The organism is Thauera butanivorans NBRC 103042 (assembly GCF_001591165.1).
Classification (GTDB): Bacteria; Pseudomonadota; Gammaproteobacteria; order Burkholderiales; family Rhodocyclaceae; genus Thauera; species Thauera butanivorans.
On the sequence record NZ_BCUG01000019.1, the window covers coordinates 1 to 16,343 of the forward strand.

The 16,343-nt window shown below is 69.5% G+C and carries 18 protein-coding genes; all 18 read left to right on the top strand.

The window, feature by feature from the left end; genetic code table 11:
* Positions 1 to 481 (top strand): electron transport complex subunit RsxB (rsxB, locus tag TBU01S_RS09085; RefSeq protein ID WP_068636330.1); only part of this gene is annotated, 481 nt, incomplete at its 5' end.
* A complete protein-coding gene (gene rsxC, locus TBU01S_RS09090; protein WP_083953531.1) occupies positions 478 to 2,079 on the top strand; it encodes an electron transport complex subunit RsxC in 1,602 nt (533 codons plus the stop codon). The genes rsxB and rsxC, both read left to right, overlap by 4 nt.
* A complete protein-coding gene (locus TBU01S_RS09095) occupies positions 2,076 to 3,080 on the top strand; it encodes an RnfABCDGE type electron transport complex subunit D (protein ID WP_068636331.1) in 1,005 nt (334 codons plus the stop codon). The genes rsxC and TBU01S_RS09095 overlap by 4 nt, the downstream gene beginning before the upstream one ends.
* Positions 3,077 to 3,751 carry an electron transport complex subunit RsxG gene (rsxG, locus tag TBU01S_RS09100; RefSeq protein WP_068636332.1) on the top strand — a complete coding sequence of 225 codons (675 nt, stop codon included), beginning with the start codon at positions 3,077 to 3,079 and terminating at the stop codon, positions 3,749 to 3,751. Before TBU01S_RS09095 ends, rsxG begins: the two co-directional genes overlap by 4 nt.
* Positions 3,748 to 4,458, top strand: coding sequence for an electron transport complex subunit E (locus TBU01S_RS09105; RefSeq protein ID WP_068636333.1), 711 nt, complete (start codon positions 3,748 to 3,750; stop codon positions 4,456 to 4,458). Before rsxG ends, TBU01S_RS09105 begins: the two co-directional genes overlap by 4 nt.
* 13 nt (positions 4,459 to 4,471) lie before the next feature.
* The gene (gene nth / locus TBU01S_RS09110; protein ID WP_068636424.1) at positions 4,472 to 5,104 is read left to right on the top strand and encodes an endonuclease III; all 633 of its coding nucleotides are present in this window, start codon (positions 4,472 to 4,474) and stop codon (positions 5,102 to 5,104) included.
* 105 nt (positions 5,105 to 5,209) lie between these two features.
* Complete coding sequence (locus TBU01S_RS09115; protein ID WP_068636334.1) at positions 5,210 to 5,641, top strand: DUF1841 family protein; 432 nt, start codon at positions 5,210 to 5,212, stop codon at positions 5,639 to 5,641.
* A gap of 108 nt (positions 5,642 to 5,749) precedes the next feature.
* The gene (locus TBU01S_RS09120) at positions 5,750 to 6,103 is read left to right on the top strand and encodes a PepSY domain-containing protein (protein WP_068636335.1); all 354 of its coding nucleotides are present in this window, start codon (positions 5,750 to 5,752) and stop codon (positions 6,101 to 6,103) included.
* A 3-nt stretch (positions 6,104 to 6,106) separates the two neighbouring features.
* Positions 6,107 to 6,766 carry a response regulator transcription factor gene (locus TBU01S_RS09125; protein WP_068636336.1) on the top strand — a complete coding sequence of 220 codons (660 nt, stop codon included), beginning with the start codon at positions 6,107 to 6,109 and terminating at the stop codon, positions 6,764 to 6,766.
* Complete coding sequence (locus TBU01S_RS09130; RefSeq protein WP_068636337.1) at positions 6,763 to 8,094, top strand: ATP-binding protein; 1,332 nt, start codon at positions 6,763 to 6,765, stop codon at positions 8,092 to 8,094. The genes TBU01S_RS09125 and TBU01S_RS09130 overlap by 4 nt, the downstream gene beginning before the upstream one ends.
* A 256-nt stretch (positions 8,095 to 8,350) precedes the next feature.
* Complete coding sequence (locus TBU01S_RS09135; protein WP_068636338.1) at positions 8,351 to 9,943, top strand: ABC transporter substrate-binding protein; 1,593 nt, start codon at positions 8,351 to 8,353, stop codon at positions 9,941 to 9,943.
* A gap of 42 nt (positions 9,944 to 9,985) precedes the next feature.
* Positions 9,986 to 10,966 carry an ABC transporter permease gene (locus TBU01S_RS09140; RefSeq protein WP_068636339.1) on the top strand — a complete coding sequence of 327 codons (981 nt, stop codon included), beginning with the start codon at positions 9,986 to 9,988 and terminating at the stop codon, positions 10,964 to 10,966.
* Between the two features lie 10 nt (positions 10,967 to 10,976).
* Entirely contained in the window at positions 10,977 to 11,885 is a 909-nt protein-coding gene (locus tag TBU01S_RS09145) for an ABC transporter permease (protein ID WP_068636340.1), read from the top strand.
* Positions 11,882 to 12,940, top strand: coding sequence for an ABC transporter ATP-binding protein (locus tag TBU01S_RS09150; RefSeq protein WP_068636341.1), 1,059 nt, complete (start codon positions 11,882 to 11,884; stop codon positions 12,938 to 12,940). The genes TBU01S_RS09145 and TBU01S_RS09150 overlap by 4 nt, the downstream gene beginning before the upstream one ends.
* Positions 12,937 to 13,926 carry an ABC transporter ATP-binding protein gene (locus TBU01S_RS09155; RefSeq protein WP_068636342.1) on the top strand — a complete coding sequence of 330 codons (990 nt, stop codon included), beginning with the start codon at positions 12,937 to 12,939 and terminating at the stop codon, positions 13,924 to 13,926. The genes TBU01S_RS09150 and TBU01S_RS09155 overlap by 4 nt, the downstream gene beginning before the upstream one ends.
* Positions 13,927 to 14,031: 105 nt before the next feature.
* A complete protein-coding gene (locus TBU01S_RS09160; protein WP_068636343.1) occupies positions 14,032 to 15,159 on the top strand; it encodes an aminotransferase class V-fold PLP-dependent enzyme in 1,128 nt (375 codons plus the stop codon).
* A 388-nt stretch (positions 15,160 to 15,547) separates the two neighbouring features.
* A complete protein-coding gene (locus TBU01S_RS09165) occupies positions 15,548 to 15,820 on the top strand; it encodes a type II toxin-antitoxin system ParD family antitoxin (protein ID WP_040828871.1) in 273 nt (90 codons plus the stop codon).
* Positions 15,821 to 15,827: 7 nt separating this feature from the next.
* On the top strand, positions 15,828 to 16,133 hold the full coding sequence (locus TBU01S_RS09170) for a type II toxin-antitoxin system RelE/ParE family toxin (protein ID WP_068636344.1): 306 nt from the start codon (positions 15,828 to 15,830) through the stop codon (positions 16,131 to 16,133).
* Positions 16,134 to 16,343: the final 210 nt, after the last annotated feature.

Genomic DNA, 16,343 nt, shown 5'->3' on the forward strand with positions numbered 1-16,343 from the left:
GCGCTTCAAGGTCGAAGGCGACCCGCTGGTCGACAAGATCGACGCCATCCTGCCGCAGACGCAGTGCGGCCAGTGCGGCTACCCCGGCTGCAAGCCCTACGCCCAGGCGATCGCCGGCGGCGAGGCCGACATCAACCAGTGCCCGCCGGGCGGCGAGGAAGGCGTCCGCAAGCTGGCCGACCTGCTCGGCCGCGAGTTCAAGCCGCTGTCCGAGGAACACGGCACCGAGAAGCCCAGGGCCGTCGCCGTCATCGACGAGCAGACCTGCATCGGCTGTACGCTGTGCATCCAGGCCTGCCCGGTCGATGCCATCGTCGGCGCCGCCAAGCAGATGCACACCGTGGTCGCGCCGCTGTGCACCGGCTGCGAACTCTGCCTGCCGCCCTGCCCGGTCGATTGCATCGCCATGGAGCCGGTCGCCGAGACCGTCCAGAGCTGGAAATGGAAATACCCGGTGATCGACATCAGGAAAGCCGCATGATCGCGCGCCTGTTCAAGTTCCACGGCGGCGTCGCACCCGAAGGCCACAAGGACGAATCCGCCGGCACGCCGATCCGCCGCGCGCCGCTGCCCTCGCGCCTGGTCGTGCCGCTGCGCCAGAGCCCGCGCACCACCGCGCGCTGCTGCGTCGAGGTCGGCCAGAAAGTGCTCAAGGGCCAGCGCATCGGCGAAGCGGAAGGCGGTTTCGGCACCGCGGTGCACGCGCCGACTTCAGGCACCGTGGTCGATTTCGCTCCCTACCCGATGGCCCACCCTTCGGGCCTGCCGACGCGCTGCGTCGTCATCGAACCCGACGGCGAGGAGCGCTGGATCGAGCGCACGCCCTTCGACATCGACGCTGCCGGCCGCGACGCCGCGCTGGCCTGGCTGCGCGACTGCGGCGTCGTCGGCCTGGGCGGCGCCGCCTTTCCCAGCCACGTCAAGCTCGGCAGCAGCGGCGGCGTCGATACGCTGATCCTCAACGGCGCCGAATGCGAGCCCTGGATCACCTGCGACGACCGCCTGATGCGCGAACGCGCCGCCGAGGTGCTGGCCGGCGCGCGCATCCTGTTCCGCCTCATCGGCGCGCGCGAATTGCTGATCGGCATCGAGGACAACAAGCCCGAAGCCATCGCAGCGATGCGCGCCGCCGCCCGCGATGCCGGCGACGAGGCAAGCATCCTGCCGGTGCCCGCGCTCTACCCGATGGGCGGCGAAAAGCAGCTCATCCGCGCGCTGACCGGCATCGAGATTCCCTACGGCAGGTTTGGCGCCGAATACGGCGTGCAATGCTTCAACGTCGGCACCGCCCACGCCGCATGGCGCGCCATCGTCCACGGCGAACCGCTGGTGGATCGCATCGTCACCCTCACCGGCAACGTCGCCCATGCCGGCAACTGGGAAGTATTGATCGGCACCCCGATCGACGAACTGCTGGCACTCGCCGGGCCCGCAGCGGACACCGACCGCTGGCTGATGGGCGGCCCGATGATGGGTTTCGCGCTGCCGCGGCTCGACGTGCCGGTGATCAAGGCCTGCAACTGCATCATCGCCGCCTCGCCGACGCTGATGCCGCCGCCGCCGCCCGAACAGCCCTGCATCCGCTGCGGCGAATGCGCACGCGCCTGTCCGGCCGAACTGCAGCCTTTCGAGCTGTACTGGTTCAGCCGCGCGCGCAACTTCGACAAGGCGCGCGACTACCACCTGTTCGACTGCATCGAATGCGGCTGCTGCGCCTACGTCTGCCCCTCGCACATTCCGCTGGTCGATTACTACCGTTTCGCCAAGAGCGAGATCGTCGCGCGCGAGCGCGACAGGAACGCCGCCGACCAGGCGCGCGAACGCTTCGAATTCCGCAACTTCCGCCAGGACCGGGAAAAGGAAGAAAAAGCCGCCCGCTTCGCCGCCAAGGCCGCGGAAACCCGTGCCCGTGCCGCCGGAGAAGCCACGGCAGAAACGCCCGCCGCCGGAGCGCCGGCCGCGGCAAGTCCCGGCGATGCGGCGGACAAGAAGAAGGCCCTGATCGCCGCCGCACTCGCCCGCGCCCAGGCGCAAAAGGCCGCGGCGGCGGCGCACGATACCGAAGACCCGGCCCCATGATCCACTCCCCCTACATCCGCAAACCGGCCAGCGTCCAGCGCGTGATGGGCCTGGTGCTGCTGGCGCTGCTGCCCGGCATCGCCGCCTACGCCCACACCGTGGGCGCCGGCATCCTGGTCAACCTGGGCATCGCCACCTGCACCGCGCTCGCCGCCGAAGCGCTGGTGCTGGCCTTGCGCAAGCGGCCGGTGGCGATCGCGCTGAGCGACCTGTCGGCGGTGCTGAGCGCCTGGCTGGTGGTGCTGTGCTTCCCGCCGATCGCGCCGTGGTGGTTGACGATGCTCGGCGTAACCGTCGCCATCGTGATCGCCAAGCAACTGTACGGCGGCCTCGGCCAGAACCCCTTCAACCCGGCGATGGTGGCCTACTGCGCGATGATCGTCGCCTATCCGGCGCTGATGTCGCAGTGGCCGCCGGCCGGCGGGATGGACTTCGGCACCCAGCTCGGCCTGATCCTCGGCGGCGCGCGCGACATCGACGGCCTCACCGGCGCCACCGCGCTCGACGCCCTGCGCACCGGCCTGCACGCCGGCGCCGGCCCGGTCGACGTGCTCAGGCAGGGGCCGGCCTTCGGCTTCCTCGGCGGCAGCGGCTGGGAATGGATCGCGCTCGGCTACCTCGCCGGCGGCCTCTTCCTGCTCGCCGCCCGCGTCATCACCTGGCACATGCCGGCCGCCTTCATCGCCACCCTGAGCCTGGTGTCCGGCCTGTTCTGGCTGGTCGATCCCGCCCGCTTCGCCTCGCCGCTGTTCCATCTGGCCAGCGGCGGCGCGATGCTCGCGGCCTTCTTCATCGTCACCGACCCGGTGTCCGGCGCCACCACGCCGCGCGGCAAGCTGATCTTCGCCGCCGGCGTCGCCCTCGTCGCCTGGACCATCCGCAACTTCGGCGCCTATCCCGAAGGCATCGCCTTCGGCGTGCTGCTGATGAATCTGTGCGTGCCGCTGATCGACATGAAGACCCAGCCGCGCGTCTTCGGCCACCGCGGAGGCCGGCGATGAGCGCGCCCGGCGACGCCCTGCGCACCTCGCTGCGCACGTCCGCGATCATGCTGGCCTTCACCGTGGCCTTCACCGCGCTGATGGCCTTCACCTACGACCGCACCCGGCCGATGATCGAAGCCTCGGCGCAGCAAGCGCAGATGCGCCTGATCGACGAAATCCTGCCGCCGGACGGCTACGACAACGCCCTGCTCGACGACCTCGTGCTGCTCGGCCCCACCCCCGCGCTCGGCCTCGACAAGGGCGGCAGGGTCTGGCGCGCACGCAAGGCCGGCGAGCCGGTCGCGCTGATCGTCGAGGCCACCGCCCCGGACGGCTACGCCGGCCGCATCGCGCTGGTGGTCGCGATCAACACCAACGGCCTGCTGTCGGGCGTGCGCGTCACCACGCACAAGGAAACGCCCGGCCTCGGCGACTACATCGATCCGAAGAAGGACCGCCGCAAGGACATGCCCTGGATCGGCCAGTTCGCCGTCGCCGGTTGGCGGGACGCCGACCCCGCGAGCTGGGCGGTGCGCAAGGACGGCGGCACCTTCGGCTACCGCACCGGCGCCACGATCAGCGCGCGCGCGGTGGTCGGCGCCGTCGGCCGCGCCACCGCCTGGGCCGTCGCGCATCAGCAGGATCTCTTCTCCGCCCCCGCCGGCAGCACTTTCGGAGCGCAGCCATGAACACCCGACGATTCCGCGAGCTCGCCCACAACGGCCTGTGGAAGCAGAACACCGGCCTCGCCCAGTTGCTCGGCCTGTGCCCCATCCTCGCCGTCAGCACCAGCATGGTGAATGCGGTCAGCCTCGGGCTGGCCACCATCCTGGTGATGGCGCTGGCCAACCTCGCAGTTTCGGCGCTGCGCAGCTACATCCCCTACGAGATCCGCATTCCGGTCTTCATCCTGATCATCGCCGCGCTGACGACGGTGGTCGATCTGAGCTTCAACGCCTTCTTCCACGACCTCTATCTGGTGCTCGGCATCTTCATCCCGCTGATCGTCACCAACTGCATCGTGCTCGCGCGCGTCGAAGCCTACGCGGCCAAGAACGATCCGCTCGGCTCCACCCTGGACGGCGTCATGATGGGCCTCGGCCTGGTGTGGGTGCTCGGCCTGCTCGGCGGCATCCGCGAACTGCTCGGCGCCGGCACGCTGTTCTCCGGCATCGAGATGATCGTCCCCTCGCTGTCGGCCTGGAACGTGTTCGGCGACGGCTATCCCGGCTTCCTGGTCGCCATGCTGCCGCCCGGCGCCTTCATCACGCTGGGCTGCCTGATCGCCGCCTTCAACGCGATCAATGCGAAGCTGGCGGAACGCGCGCGCCGGCGCCCGCCTGCGGCACCCATCGCCCAGGACGCCACGGACGCCGAACCGGCGGCAGCGGGCTGAAGCCATGGCCCTGATGAAACGCGAGGCGATCCGCGAATTCTTCCGCCGCCTGCACGACGCCAACCCGGACCCGCGGACCGAGCTCGAATACGCCTCGCCCTACCAGTTGCTGGTGGCGGTGGTGCTGTCCGCCCAGGCCACCGACCGCAGCGTCAATCTCGCCACCCGCAAGCTGTTCGCCGACGCGCCGACGCCCGAGGCGATGGTGACGCTGGGCGAAGCCGCCATCGCCGAACACATCAAGACCATCGGCCTGTTCCGCAACAAGGCCAGGAACACGCTGGCGCTGTCGCGCCTGCTGCTCGAACGCCACGGCGGCGAGGTGCCGGCCGACCGCGCCGCGCTCGAAGCCCTGCCCGGCGTCGGCCGCAAGACCGCCAACGTCGTGCTCAACACCGTGTTCCGCCAGCCGGTGATGGCGGTCGACACCCACATCTTCCGCCTTTCTAACCGCAGCGGGCTGGCGCCCGGCAAGGACGTGGTGGAAGTGGAAAAAGCCTTGATGCGCCGCGTGCCGAAGGAATACCTGCTCGACGCCCACCACTGGCTGATCCTGCACGGCCGCTACACATGCACCGCGCGCAGTCCAAAATGCGGGCAGTGCATCGTGCGCGACCTGTGCCTGTTCCGTGACAAGACCGCCTGAGCGGCGACGGCATCGCCGCCCCGGACGAACCGACGCCGGCGATCCGGATCGAAGCCGACGAGCCGATACGCCCCATTCCATCCCGAACACTTGCCGGAGCCTCCAATGTTCAACCCCAGCCGCGACCAGGTTCGCCGCTTCTTCATCGACAGCTGGCGCAAGCATCATGCACGCGAAGTGCTGACGCCGATGGAGACCATCGCCGCCGACATCGTCGGCCATCACCCGGAATACCATGCCATCGTCGAAGACCCGGACGCCATCGATCGCGACTTCACCCCCGAGGACGGCGGCATCAACCCCTTCCTGCACCTGTCGCTGCACCTGGCGATCGAGGAACAGTTGTCCATCGACCAGCCGCCCGGCATCCGCGCCGCCTTCGAGGCCGCCTGTGCGCGCCACGGCGACCGCCACGACGCCATGCACGATGCGCTCGAATGCCTCGGCGAAATGCTGTTCAACGCCCAGCGCAACGGCACCCCGCCCGACGGCGCGGCCTACGTCGCCTGCCTGAAGAAAAAGGCCGGCATCGGCTGAAGGCCCGCAGGCCATCAACAGGCATGGCAGCTTTCAGCCTGGCTTCAGCCAGGCCCTGCGACACTGTGCCCGTCCCATCCCGGACAGCCAAACCGCAAGGAGCCCATCATGAACATCCGCCAGACCCACACCGCCCGCCGCAGCGTCGCCGCGGCCATCGCCGGCCTCGCCGTCGCCACGCTCGCCGCCACCGGCCTGCAGCCTGCCACCGCCCACGCCTCGGACGACCGCGCCCGCGCCAGCGAAGTCCGCCAGTTGCGCGAAAGCGGCAAGATCCTGCCGATGGAAGACATCCTCGCCCGCGGCCGCGCCGCCCAGCCCGGCCAGGTCGTGGAAGTCGAACTCGACCGCGAACGCGGCAGCTACGTCTACGAGGTGAAGATCATCGACGACGCCGACCGCGTGCATAAGCTCGAAATCGACGCCGCCAGCGGCGAAATCCTGCGCCGCAAGACGAAATAAGCCATGCGCCTGCTCGTCGTCGAAGACGATCCCGATCTGGCCGGGCAGCTGCGCAGCCGCTTCGAGCACGAGGGCTACGCCGTCGATGTCGCCGGCAACGGCATCGACGGCGCCCACCTCGGCGCCACCGAAGCCTACGACGCCGCGGTGCTCGACCTCGGCCTGCCCGGCAAGCCGGGGCTGGACGTGCTGCGCGAATGGCGCGCGGCCGGCAGCCGCCTGCCCGTGCTGATCCTCACCGCCCGCAACGGCTGGACCGAGCGCGTCGAAGGCCTGCAGGCCGGCGCCGACGACTACCTGGGCAAGCCTTTCCACGTCGAGGAACTGCTGGCCCGGCTGCAGGCGCTGCTGCGCCGCAGCGCCCCGGCGCCCACGCTGGAACTGCGCGCCGGCCGATGGCGGCTCGACGAAGCGCGCCAGTGCCTGTGCGGCGACGACGGCGGCGAGCAGACCCTGACCGCCACCGAATTCCGCCTGTTGCGCTACTTCATGCGGCATCCGGACGAAGTGCTGTCCAAGACCCGGCTCTACGAGCATGTGTACGACCACGGTGCCGAGCACGACAGCAACGTCATCGAGGTCTACGTGCGCCGGCTGCGCAGCCTGCTCGGCAACGAGCGCATCGAGACCCGGCGCGGCCAGGGCTACCGCTTCCTGCCATGACATCGCTGCTCAACCGCCTGTCGCTGGCAATGGCCCTGGTGCTGGTCGCCGCCGGCCTGCTGCTCGCCTTCGCGCTGCAGGATTTTCCCCGCCGCCTGGTCGAAGACTACGTGGTTTCGCGCCTGAAGAACGACGCCGACCTGCTCTACGTCCACGTGCTCGATGCCGACGACCCCGGAACCGCCGCGGAGGGCTCGGCCGGCACCGCCTACCAGATCCCCCTGTCCGGCCACTACTTCATGATCCGCAAAGGCGACGGCCCCTGGCTGCGCTCGCGCTCGCTGTGGGACGAAGAGCTCGCCCTGCCGCCGCCCGACGCCAGCGGCGAGGCCGTGTTCCGCCTCGACGGCCCCGCGCGGCAGAAACTGCTGGTCTATGCCAAGCACTTCCCGTCCGCCGACGGCGGCATCATGGTCGTCGTCACCCAGCACATCTCCTTGCTCGACGACGCCATCGCCAGCTTCGGCCAGCGCATGCTCGCCGGCCTGGGCATCGCCCTGCTGCTGTTGCTGATCCTGCAGCGCCGCCTGCTGCTGCACGGCCTCGCCCCGCTGCAGGACGCAGCCGCCGCCTGCCGCCGGATCGAGCGCGGCGAAGCCGCCGGCCTCGACCGCCAGGCCCCGCGCGAAGTCCAGCCGATGCTCGACGCCCTCAACCGCCTCGCCCAGCATCACGCCCAGCGCCTCGGCCGCATCCGCCACACCGTAGGCAACCTGTCGCACGCCCTCAAGACCCCGCTGGCCGTGCTGCAGCACCACGCCGACGAACTGCAGCGGCAAGGGGCCGAAACCTCGGCCCGGGCCATCCAGGCCCAGGTCGACACCATGCGCGACACCATCGAGCGCGAACTGCGCCGCGCCCGGCTCGCCGGCGGCGGCCCCACCCGCGAAGGATTCGACGCCCGCTCCCAGCTCCAGGCCCTGACCCTGGCCCTGCGCCAGCTCCATGCCGAGCGCGCACTCGACATCGTCCTCGACATACCCGAGCGCCACTACCCGCTCGACCGCGAAGACATGCTGGAGCTGTTCGGCAACCTGCTCGACAATGCCTGCAAATGGGCAGGCTCACGCGTCGTGCTGCGCCTCGCCGGCGAGGCCGAGGCCCCCGACGCCCTGGCATGCACCATCGAGGACGACGGCCCCGGCGTACCGCCGGACATGATCCACAGCCTCGGCACCGCCGGCCTGCGCAGCGACGAACGGCGCCCGGGCCACGGCATCGGCCTGGTCATCGTCGGCGACATCGTCGCGCAGTACGGCGGCACGATCGGCTACGCACCCTCTCCGTCGCTGGGCGGCCTGCGCGTATCCCTGCACCTGCCGCTGTAGCAGCCCGCTCCACGACATGGACCGGTCAGCCTGCGCAAGACACCTGGCCAGACACCTCATCGGACACCTCATCGGACACCTCATCGGACACCATTCCACTCGCCCGGCGATGCATGCGCCAGCCTAAGCAAACCAGCATTTCATCGTTCCGCTCATGGCATCGGCGACGGATAATGGCGGCACCTTCGGCCTTTCGTCCGACTGCGGCGGCACCTCGTCCGCGCGCCCTTCCCGCACTCGCCAGGAGAACCCATCCATGCCCCAGCACGCTTCGCCTTCCCGCCGCCCATCCCTGCTCGCGCGCCTGCTGTTCGGCGCCGCCATGGCCGGCGCGCTGCTGCCCGCCTGGGCCGCCGACCTGCGCATCGGCCTGTCGTCCGACGTCACCTCGCTCGACCCGCACTTCGTCAACATCGCACCGAACATCGCCTTTTCCGACCACGTCTTCGACACCCTGGTGAAGTCCGACGCCAGCGGCAAGCTGGTGCCGGGGCTGGCGGAAAGCTGGCGCGCGCTGTCGCCGACCACCTGGGAATTCAAGCTGCGCCAGGGCGTCGTCTTCTCCGACGGCACGCCGCTGACCGCCGAGGACGTGGTGTTCTCGCTCGACCGCCCCGCCACCATCAAGAACAGCCCCGGCCCCTTCACCAGCTACACCAAGCAGATCGTCAGGAAGGAAGCCATCGACGCCCACACGGTGCATCTGCACACCGCCTCGGCCTATGGCCCGCTGCCGCTCGACCTGATCTCGATCTACGTGGTATCGAAGAAGGCCGCCGAAAACGCCGGCACCGAAGACTTCAACAGCGGCAAGGCGCTGATCGGCACCGGCCCGTTCAAGTTCGCCGCCTTCCGCAAGGGCGAGAGCATCGAAATCACGCGCAACGAGCGCTACTGGGGCGCCAAACCCGAATGGGACAAGGTGGTCTTCCGCATCCTCGCCTCCGACGCACCGCGCCTGTCGGCGCTGCTGGCCGGCGACGTCGACGTGATCGAGAACGTGCCCGCCGCCGACCTCGCCCGGCTCAAGACCAATCCGCAAGTCACGCTCGCCCAGCACACCACCTGGCGCACGCTGTTCTGGCAGCTCGACCAGTTCCGCGACCAGAGCCCCTTCGTCACCGGCAAGGACGGCAAGCCGCTGGACAAGAACCCGCTGAAGGACCTGCGCGTACGCCAGGCGATTTCCAAGGCGATCAACCGCCAGGCACTGGTCGAGCGCACGCTCGAAGGCCTGGCGGAGCCCGCCTCCAACATCAACGCGCCGGGCATCTTCGGCTACAACGCGCAGATCCCGGTCGAAGCGTACGACCCCGAAGGCGCGAAGAAGCTGCTCGCCGAAGCCGGCTATCCCGACGGCTTCTCGCTGACCATCCACGGCACCAACAACCGCTACATCAACGACGATCAGGTGGTGCAGACGGTGGCGCAGTTCCTCAACCGCATCGGCATCAGGACGCGGGTCGACACCCAGCCGGTCGCCACCTACTTCGGCAAGGCGCGCGCGCACGAATACAGCTTCGCGCTGCTGGGCTGGGGTTCGCTCGCCACCGACTTCACGCTGCGCTCCATCGTCGGCACCATCGACCCCGACACCGGCTGGGGCAGCTGGAACTGGGGCAAGTACAGCAACCCCAAAGTGGATGAACTGGTGGCCGGCGCGCTGGCCGCGGTCGAACCGGCCGAGCGCGAACGCCTCGCCCGCGAAGCCGCCAGCGTCGCGCTGGGCGACCTGGCGGTGATCCCCTCGCACCACCAGCTCGCCACCTGGGGGCTGCGCAAGGGCTTCGCCTACGACGGGCGCATCGACGAGTTCACCTTTGCGCACGAGATCCGCAGTGCGCGTTGATGCATCGGTCCGGCGCGTGCGTGCCAGCGGCGGAGCCGGCGCATGACGCTGTTCCTGCTGCGCCGCCTGCTGCAGACCGCCCAGGTGCTGTTCGTCATGTCGCTGCTGGTGTTCGTCGGCGTCTACGCCATCGGCAACCCGCTCGACATGCTGGTCGATCCGCAGGCCACGGCAGCCGACACCGCCCGCGTGGCCGCGGCGCTGGGGCTGGACCAGCCGCTGTGGGTGCAGTACTGGCGTTTCCTCGGCAACGCGCTGCAAGGCGACCTCGGCACCTCCTTCCTGCACGGCACGCCGGCGCTGCAACTGATCGTGCAGCGCCTGCCGGCGACGCTGGAACTGGCCGTCAGCGCGCTGCTGATCGCGGTACTGCTCGGCATCCCGCTCGGCCTGTGGGCCGGGCTGCGGCCGGACAGCTTCGGCGGGCGCACGATCATGGCCGGCTCGATCCTGGGCTTCTCGCTGCCGACCTTCTGGGTCGGGCTGATGCTGATCATGGTGTTCTCGGTGCATCTGGGCTGGCTGCCGTCCGGCGGGCGCGGGCCGACGCGCGAATTCCTCGGCCTCGAATGGTCGCTGCTGGCCCCCGATGGCTGGCGCCATCTGCTGCTGCCGGCGCTCAACCTGGCGCTGTTCAAGCTCGCGCTGATGATCCGCCTGACGCAGAGCGGCACCCGCGAGGCGCTGCTGCAGGACTACGTGCGCTTCGCCCGCGCCAAGGGCCTGCCGCCCCGCCGCGTGGTCGGCGTGCATGTGCTGAAGAACATCATGATCCCGGTCGTCACCGTGGCCGGCCTGGAGTTCGGCACGCTGATCGCGTTCTCGGTCGTCACCGAATCCATCTTCGCCTGGCCCGGCATCGGCAAGCTGCTGCTGGATTCCATCGGCCAGCTCGACCGGCCGGTGGTGGTCGCCTACCTGCTGCTGATCGTGTTCATCTACACGCTGATCAGCCTGGTGGCCGATCTCATCTACGCCGCGCTCGATCCGCGCGTGCGCCTCGCCGGCGGGCAGGCGGCATGAGGGCTGCGCGATGACGGCTGCCGCTGCTGCCTTCACCCCGGCCGCCGGCGGCTGGCGCGCGCTGGCCCGCGCCTACGCCGACAGCCCGCTCGCGCTCGCCGGGCTGGCGCTGCTGATGGTGATCGTCGCCGCGGCGCTGGCCGCGCCCTGGATCGCGCCGCAGGACCCCTACGACCTGTCGCAGCTCGACATCATGGACTCGCGCCTGCCGCCGGGCAGCGCCAGCGCCGACGGCAGCCTGCACTACCTGCTCGGCACCGACGGCCAGGGCCGCGACATGCTGTCGGCCATCCTCTACGGCCTGCGCATCAGCGTCGCGGTCGGCTTCAGCGCCACGCTGCTGGCGCTGGCGCTGGGCATGTCGCTCGGGCTGGTGGCGGGCTACGCCGGCGGGCGGCTGGATGCCTTCGTGATGCGCGCGGTGGACATCCAGATGTCCTTCCCGGCGATCCTCACCGCGATGATCCTGCTGGCGCTGTTCGGCCAGGGCACGGACAAGATCGTCATCGCCCTGGTGGCCTCGCAATGGGCCTACTACGCCCGTACCACGCGCGGCGCGGCACTGGTCGAAGGCCGGCGGGAATACATCGAGGCGGCCCGCCTGCTGGGGCTGTCCACGCCGCGCATCCTGTTCCGCCACCTGCTGCCCAACTGCCTGCCGCCGCTCATCGTCGTCGCCGCGCTGCAAGTGGCGGCGGCGATCGCGCTGGAAGCCACGCTGTCCTTCCTCGGCCTCGGCCTGCCGGTCACCGAACCTTCGCTCGGCCTGCTGATCGCCAACGGCTTCCAGTACCTGTATTCCGGCCGCTACTGGATGAGCGTGTTCCCCGGCGTGGCGCTGCTGCTCGCCATCGTCGCGCTCAACCTGGTCGCCGACCGCCTGCGCGAAATCCTCAACCCGCGCCTGCAATCGCAATGACGCCGATCCCGCCCTCCACCGCCGGCGGCACCGAGCCGCTGCTGCGCGTCGAACACCTCAGCACCCGCTTCCGCAGCCGCGGCGGCGAAGTGACCGCGGTCGACGACGTCGGCTTCGAACTGGCGGCGGGCGAGGTGCTCGGGCTGGTCGGCGAATCCGGCTGCGGCAAGTCGATGACCGGCTACTCGCTGATCGACCTGGTCGACCCGCCCGGCTACGTCGCCGGCGGCTCGGTGCGCCTGCACGGCCGCGAGCTGCGCGGCCTGCCGCCGAAAGCCTGGCGCGCGCTGCGCGGCGACCGCATCGCGATGATCTTCCAGGACCCGATGCTGACGCTGAACCCGGTGCTGCGCATCGACACCCAGATGGTCGAGACCGTGCTCGCGCACCGCCGCGTCGGCCGCGCCGAGGCGCTGGCGCGCGCGCTCGACGCCCTTGAACGCGTCGGCATCCCGGCCGCCACCGAGCGCCTGCGCAGCTACCCGCACCAGCTCTCCGGCGGCATGCGCCAGCGCGTGGCGATCGCCATCGCACTGCTCAACCAGCCCGACCTGATCATCGCCGACGAACCCACCACCGCGCTCGACGTCACCATCCAGGCGCAGATCCTGTACGAAATGCAGACCCTGTGCCGCGAAGCCGGCACCGGGCTGATCTGGATCACCCACGACCTGTCGGTCGTGGCCGGGCTGGCCGACCGCGTCTGCGTGATGTACGCCGGCCGCATCGTCGAGCAGGGCAGCACCGCGCAGGTGCTGGAACGCCCTGCCCACCCCTACACCCGCGGCCTGCTCGACGCCACGCCCGCCGCCGCGCTGGCGCGCGGCCACCGGCGCGGCGAGCCGCTACGCCAGATTCCCGGCAGCGCGCCGCCGCTGTCGGCGCTGCCGGTTGGCTGTGCCTTCCATCCGCGCTGCCCGCGCGCCGACGAACGCTGCATGCAGACGCCGCCGCGCGTTGCCACGGCGGCCGGGCAAGAAGTGCTGTGCTGGCATCCGCTGCCGCCCGGCGCATCGCTGACCGCCCCCGCCGCAGACATCGGAGCACGGCCATGAACACCCCGCCGCTGCTCGCCCTGCATGGCATCCACAAGCACTTCGGCCCGCGGCCGGACTGGCTCGAACGGCTCGGCATGCGCCTGGGCTGGCTGCCGCCGCCCGCGCGGGTGCACGCGCTGGACGGCGTCGACGTGGAAATCACTGCCGGCGAAGTGCTCGGCCTGGTCGGCGAATCCGGCAGTGGCAAATCCACCCTCGGCCGCGTCGCCGCCGGCCTGCTGCGGCCGGATCAGGGCCGCCGCCTGTGGCATGGCGAGGAAATCGCGGCCGCGCCGATGGCCGCCCACGGCATCCAGATGGTCTTCCAGGACCCGTCCGCGTCGCTGAACCCGCGCATGAGGGTGGCCGAGCTGATCGCCGAAGCGCCGCGCACCCACGGGCTGATCGCCCGCCGCGAGCAGGCGGACTACGTCGCCGGCCTGCTGCGCCGGGTCGGCCTCGACCCCGGCGCGGCGAGCCGCTTTCCGCACCAGTTCTCGGGCGGCCAGCGCGCCCGCATCGGCATCGCCCGCGCGCTGGCGGTGAAGCCCGAACTGCTGATCTGCGACGAGCCGGTGGCGGCGCTGGACGTGTCGGTGCAGGCCCAGGTGCTGAACCTGTTCGGCGAACTGCGCGACCGCCTCGGCCTGACCTACCTGTTCATCAGCCACGACCTCGGCGTGGTGCGCCACCTGTGCGAACGCGTCGCCATCCTGTACCTCGGCCGCATCGTCGAAAGCGCCCCGGCGGACGAACTGTTCACCTCGCCGGCACACCCCTACACCCAGGCCCTGATCGCCGATGCGCCGACGCTGAAGGCCGGGAAGAAACGCTTCGTCGCCATCCGCGGCGAACTGCCCTCGCCGCTGTCGCCGCCCTCCGGCTGCCATTTCCACCCGCGCTGCCCGCACGCCTTCGCCCGCTGCCGCGAGGAACGCCCCGTGCTGCGCGAGACCGCCCCCGGCCATCGTGCCGCCTGCCATCTGCACGACGCCTCCCTCTGAGCCCTCACGCGCATTCGGCTACAATCGGTCGTTTCCCGCAGGCGCACCGCCTGCAGCCCGCCCGGTGGAGACACCCGGCGCCCCCGCACACGAATGGAGATGACAATGCCCGGACTGCTGCCCGACGTCGACCCCGATGGCCTGCTCGAATACTCGGTGGTGTTCACCGATCGTTCGCTGAACCACATGTCCAAGGCCTTCCAGGGCGTGATGCGCGACATCTCGGCGACGCTGAAGAAGGTCTACAACGCCAGCTCGGTCGCGCTCGTGCCCGGCGGCGGCTCGTTCGGCATGGAGGCCGTGGCACGCCAGTTCGCCACCGGCAAGAAGACGCTGGTGATCCGCAACGGCTGGTTCAGCTTCCGCTGGACGCAGATCTTCGAAATGGGCGGCATCCCGTCCGAATCGATCGTCCTCAAGGCCCGCCAGATCGGCACCGGCTCGCAGGCCCCCTTCGCCCCCGCGCCGATCGACGAAGTCGTCGCCGCCATCCGCCAGCACCGCCCCGACCTGGTCTTCGCGCCGCACGTCGAAACCGCCGCCGGCATGATCCTGCCCGACGACTACCTGCGCGCAGTGGCCGACGCGGTGCATGAACACGGCGGCCTGTTCGTGCTCGACAGCATCGCCTCCGGCGCCGTGTGGGTGGACATGCAGGCCTGCGGCGTCGACATCCTGATCAGCGCGCCGCAAAAGGGCTGGAGCAGTTCGCCCTGCGCGGCGATGGTGATGCTCAACGCCACCGCGCGCGAGCGCATCGACGCCACCACCAGCACCAGCTTCGCCGCCGACCTGAAGAAGTGGCTGCAGATCATGGAAGCCTACGAGGCCGGCGGCCACGCCTACCACGCCACGCTGCCGACCGACGCGCTCGCCGCCATGCGCGACAGGATGAAGGAAACCGAAGCCTTCGGCTTCGACAAGGCCAGGGACGCACAATGGGAACTGGGCCGCCGCGTGCGCGCACTGCTGCAATCGCGCGGCATCCGCAGCGTCGCCGCCGAAGGCTTCCAGGCCCCGGGCGTGGTCGTCAGCTACACCGAGGACGACGGCATCAAGAGCGGCGCCAAGTTCATCGCCGCCGGTCTGCAGACCGCCGCCGGCGTGCCGCTGCAATGCGATGAACCGGCGGATTTCAAGACCTTCCGCATCGGCCTGTTCGGCCTCGACAAGCTGGGCGACATCGACCGCGCGGTGGGTAATCTGGAGCGGGCGCTCGATTCGCTGGGGTGAGGGTTCAATAGCCCTCGTCGGAGCCAGCGGCCGACGAGGGCTGCATAAACCGATGACTCGGTCACCCGACGAAAAAGGTGAAATCTGCTGAAGAGAAATAATGAGGCCGAGGCTGGGTAAATGTCATGCGACAGGTTCTCGACCTCAGCTGCCATTCGCCAGCCGCTGCCAGTGCAGCCGCAATGCGGCAGAAATCTGTCGCTCACTTGCCATCCCGCGAACTGGGACTTCTGCGCTGGAAGGGCTTCGGTACATGTTCGTACGCACAGCGCACCGGCTAGCCCAACAAAGCGTGGATCGTCGAGGCGGCGCGAACGCGCTGCCAAGCACACAGGCAGTCGGTTTAGTGGCAAACTATGCCATTACTTGACATTGCCTGGAGTACGCCATGTCCCTCAACGTCTCTTTACCACCAGAGCTGGAAAACCGGGTGCGCCAGCACGTCGAATCTGGCCTCTATAGCTCTGCGAGTGAAGTCATCCGCGAAGCATTGCGATTGTTCGAGGCCTACCAGGGCGTGCAGGCGGCGAACCTGGCCAGCCTGAAAGCCGACATCGCCCAAGGCGTCGCCGACATCGAGGCGGGCCGGGTGCGCGAGCTCGACATCAACGAAATCAAGCAACGCGGCCGGGCAACACTGGCAGCTCGGCGGCCGGCGTAGCGACGGCGTGAGCAAGGTTCGACATTCCGCCAGTGCGGAAAACGATTTGCTTGAGGCTTGGCTGTTCATCGCCGAGGACAGCGTCGAGTCCGCCGACCGGCTACTCGATCAGATCCGAAACGATTCGCGAACACTGCTCTTGCAGCCAAAAATGGGCCGGGCTCGGGACGAACTGGCGGTCGGCCTGCGCAGTTGGCCGACGTCAACGCCCTACATCCTGTTTTATTTCGTTGAGGGCGATGGGATCACCGTTGCGCGCGTCCTCCACCACGCCCGGGATGTTCCCGCGATCTGGAGCTGGCCAAGACACTGAGGACGCGCGGTAAGCGCCATGCGTTGCAATCCGCCGACGTAGAGCCTGGAACAAGGGAAAGCTGGTTGGCCAGAAGGCGCCGCTCAAGCCCAAAGACATCTGGGCCATCCGTATCCATCTGCAAAACGCGCACGCGATGCGTGACCTCGCCATGTTCAACCTCGCGATCGACAGCAAGCTCAGAGGCTGTGAGCAACACATTACTGCCTG

Bases quoted from the DNA above. Each gene is read 5' to 3' on its own strand.
- TBU01S_RS09130 (WP_068636337.1), top strand. From the start codon at position 6,763: ATGACATCGCTGCTCAACCGCCTGTCGCTGGCAATGGCCCTGGTGCTG.
- TBU01S_RS09150 (WP_068636341.1), top strand. From the start codon at position 11,882: ATGACGCCGATCCCGCCCTCCACCGCCGGCGGCACCGAGCCGCTGCTG.
- TBU01S_RS09135 (WP_068636338.1), top strand. From the start codon at position 8,351: ATGCCCCAGCACGCTTCGCCTTCCCGCCGCCCATCCCTGCTCGCGCGC.
- TBU01S_RS09160 (WP_068636343.1), top strand. From the start codon at position 14,032: ATGCCCGGACTGCTGCCCGACGTCGACCCCGATGGCCTGCTCGAATAC.
- TBU01S_RS09125 (WP_068636336.1), top strand. From the start codon at position 6,107: ATGCGCCTGCTCGTCGTCGAAGACGATCCCGATCTGGCCGGGCAGCTG.
- TBU01S_RS09165 (WP_040828871.1), top strand. From the start codon at position 15,548: ATGTCCCTCAACGTCTCTTTACCACCAGAGCTGGAAAACCGGGTGCGC.
- TBU01S_RS09105 (WP_068636333.1), top strand. From the start codon at position 3,748: ATGAACACCCGACGATTCCGCGAGCTCGCCCACAACGGCCTGTGGAAG.
- TBU01S_RS09155 (WP_068636342.1), top strand. From the start codon at position 12,937: ATGAACACCCCGCCGCTGCTCGCCCTGCATGGCATCCACAAGCACTTC.
- TBU01S_RS09115 (WP_068636334.1), top strand. From the start codon at position 5,210: ATGTTCAACCCCAGCCGCGACCAGGTTCGCCGCTTCTTCATCGACAGC.
- TBU01S_RS09140 (WP_068636339.1), top strand. From the start codon at position 9,986: ATGACGCTGTTCCTGCTGCGCCGCCTGCTGCAGACCGCCCAGGTGCTG.
- rsxG (WP_068636332.1), top strand. From the start codon at position 3,077: ATGAGCGCGCCCGGCGACGCCCTGCGCACCTCGCTGCGCACGTCCGCG.
- TBU01S_RS09145 (WP_068636340.1), top strand. From the start codon at position 10,977: ATGACGGCTGCCGCTGCTGCCTTCACCCCGGCCGCCGGCGGCTGGCGC.
- TBU01S_RS09120 (WP_068636335.1), top strand. From the start codon at position 5,750: ATGAACATCCGCCAGACCCACACCGCCCGCCGCAGCGTCGCCGCGGCC.
- nth (WP_068636424.1), top strand. From the start codon at position 4,472: ATGAAACGCGAGGCGATCCGCGAATTCTTCCGCCGCCTGCACGACGCC.
- TBU01S_RS09095 (WP_068636331.1), top strand. From the start codon at position 2,076: ATGATCCACTCCCCCTACATCCGCAAACCGGCCAGCGTCCAGCGCGTG.
- rsxC (WP_083953531.1), top strand. From the start codon at position 478: ATGATCGCGCGCCTGTTCAAGTTCCACGGCGGCGTCGCACCCGAAGGC.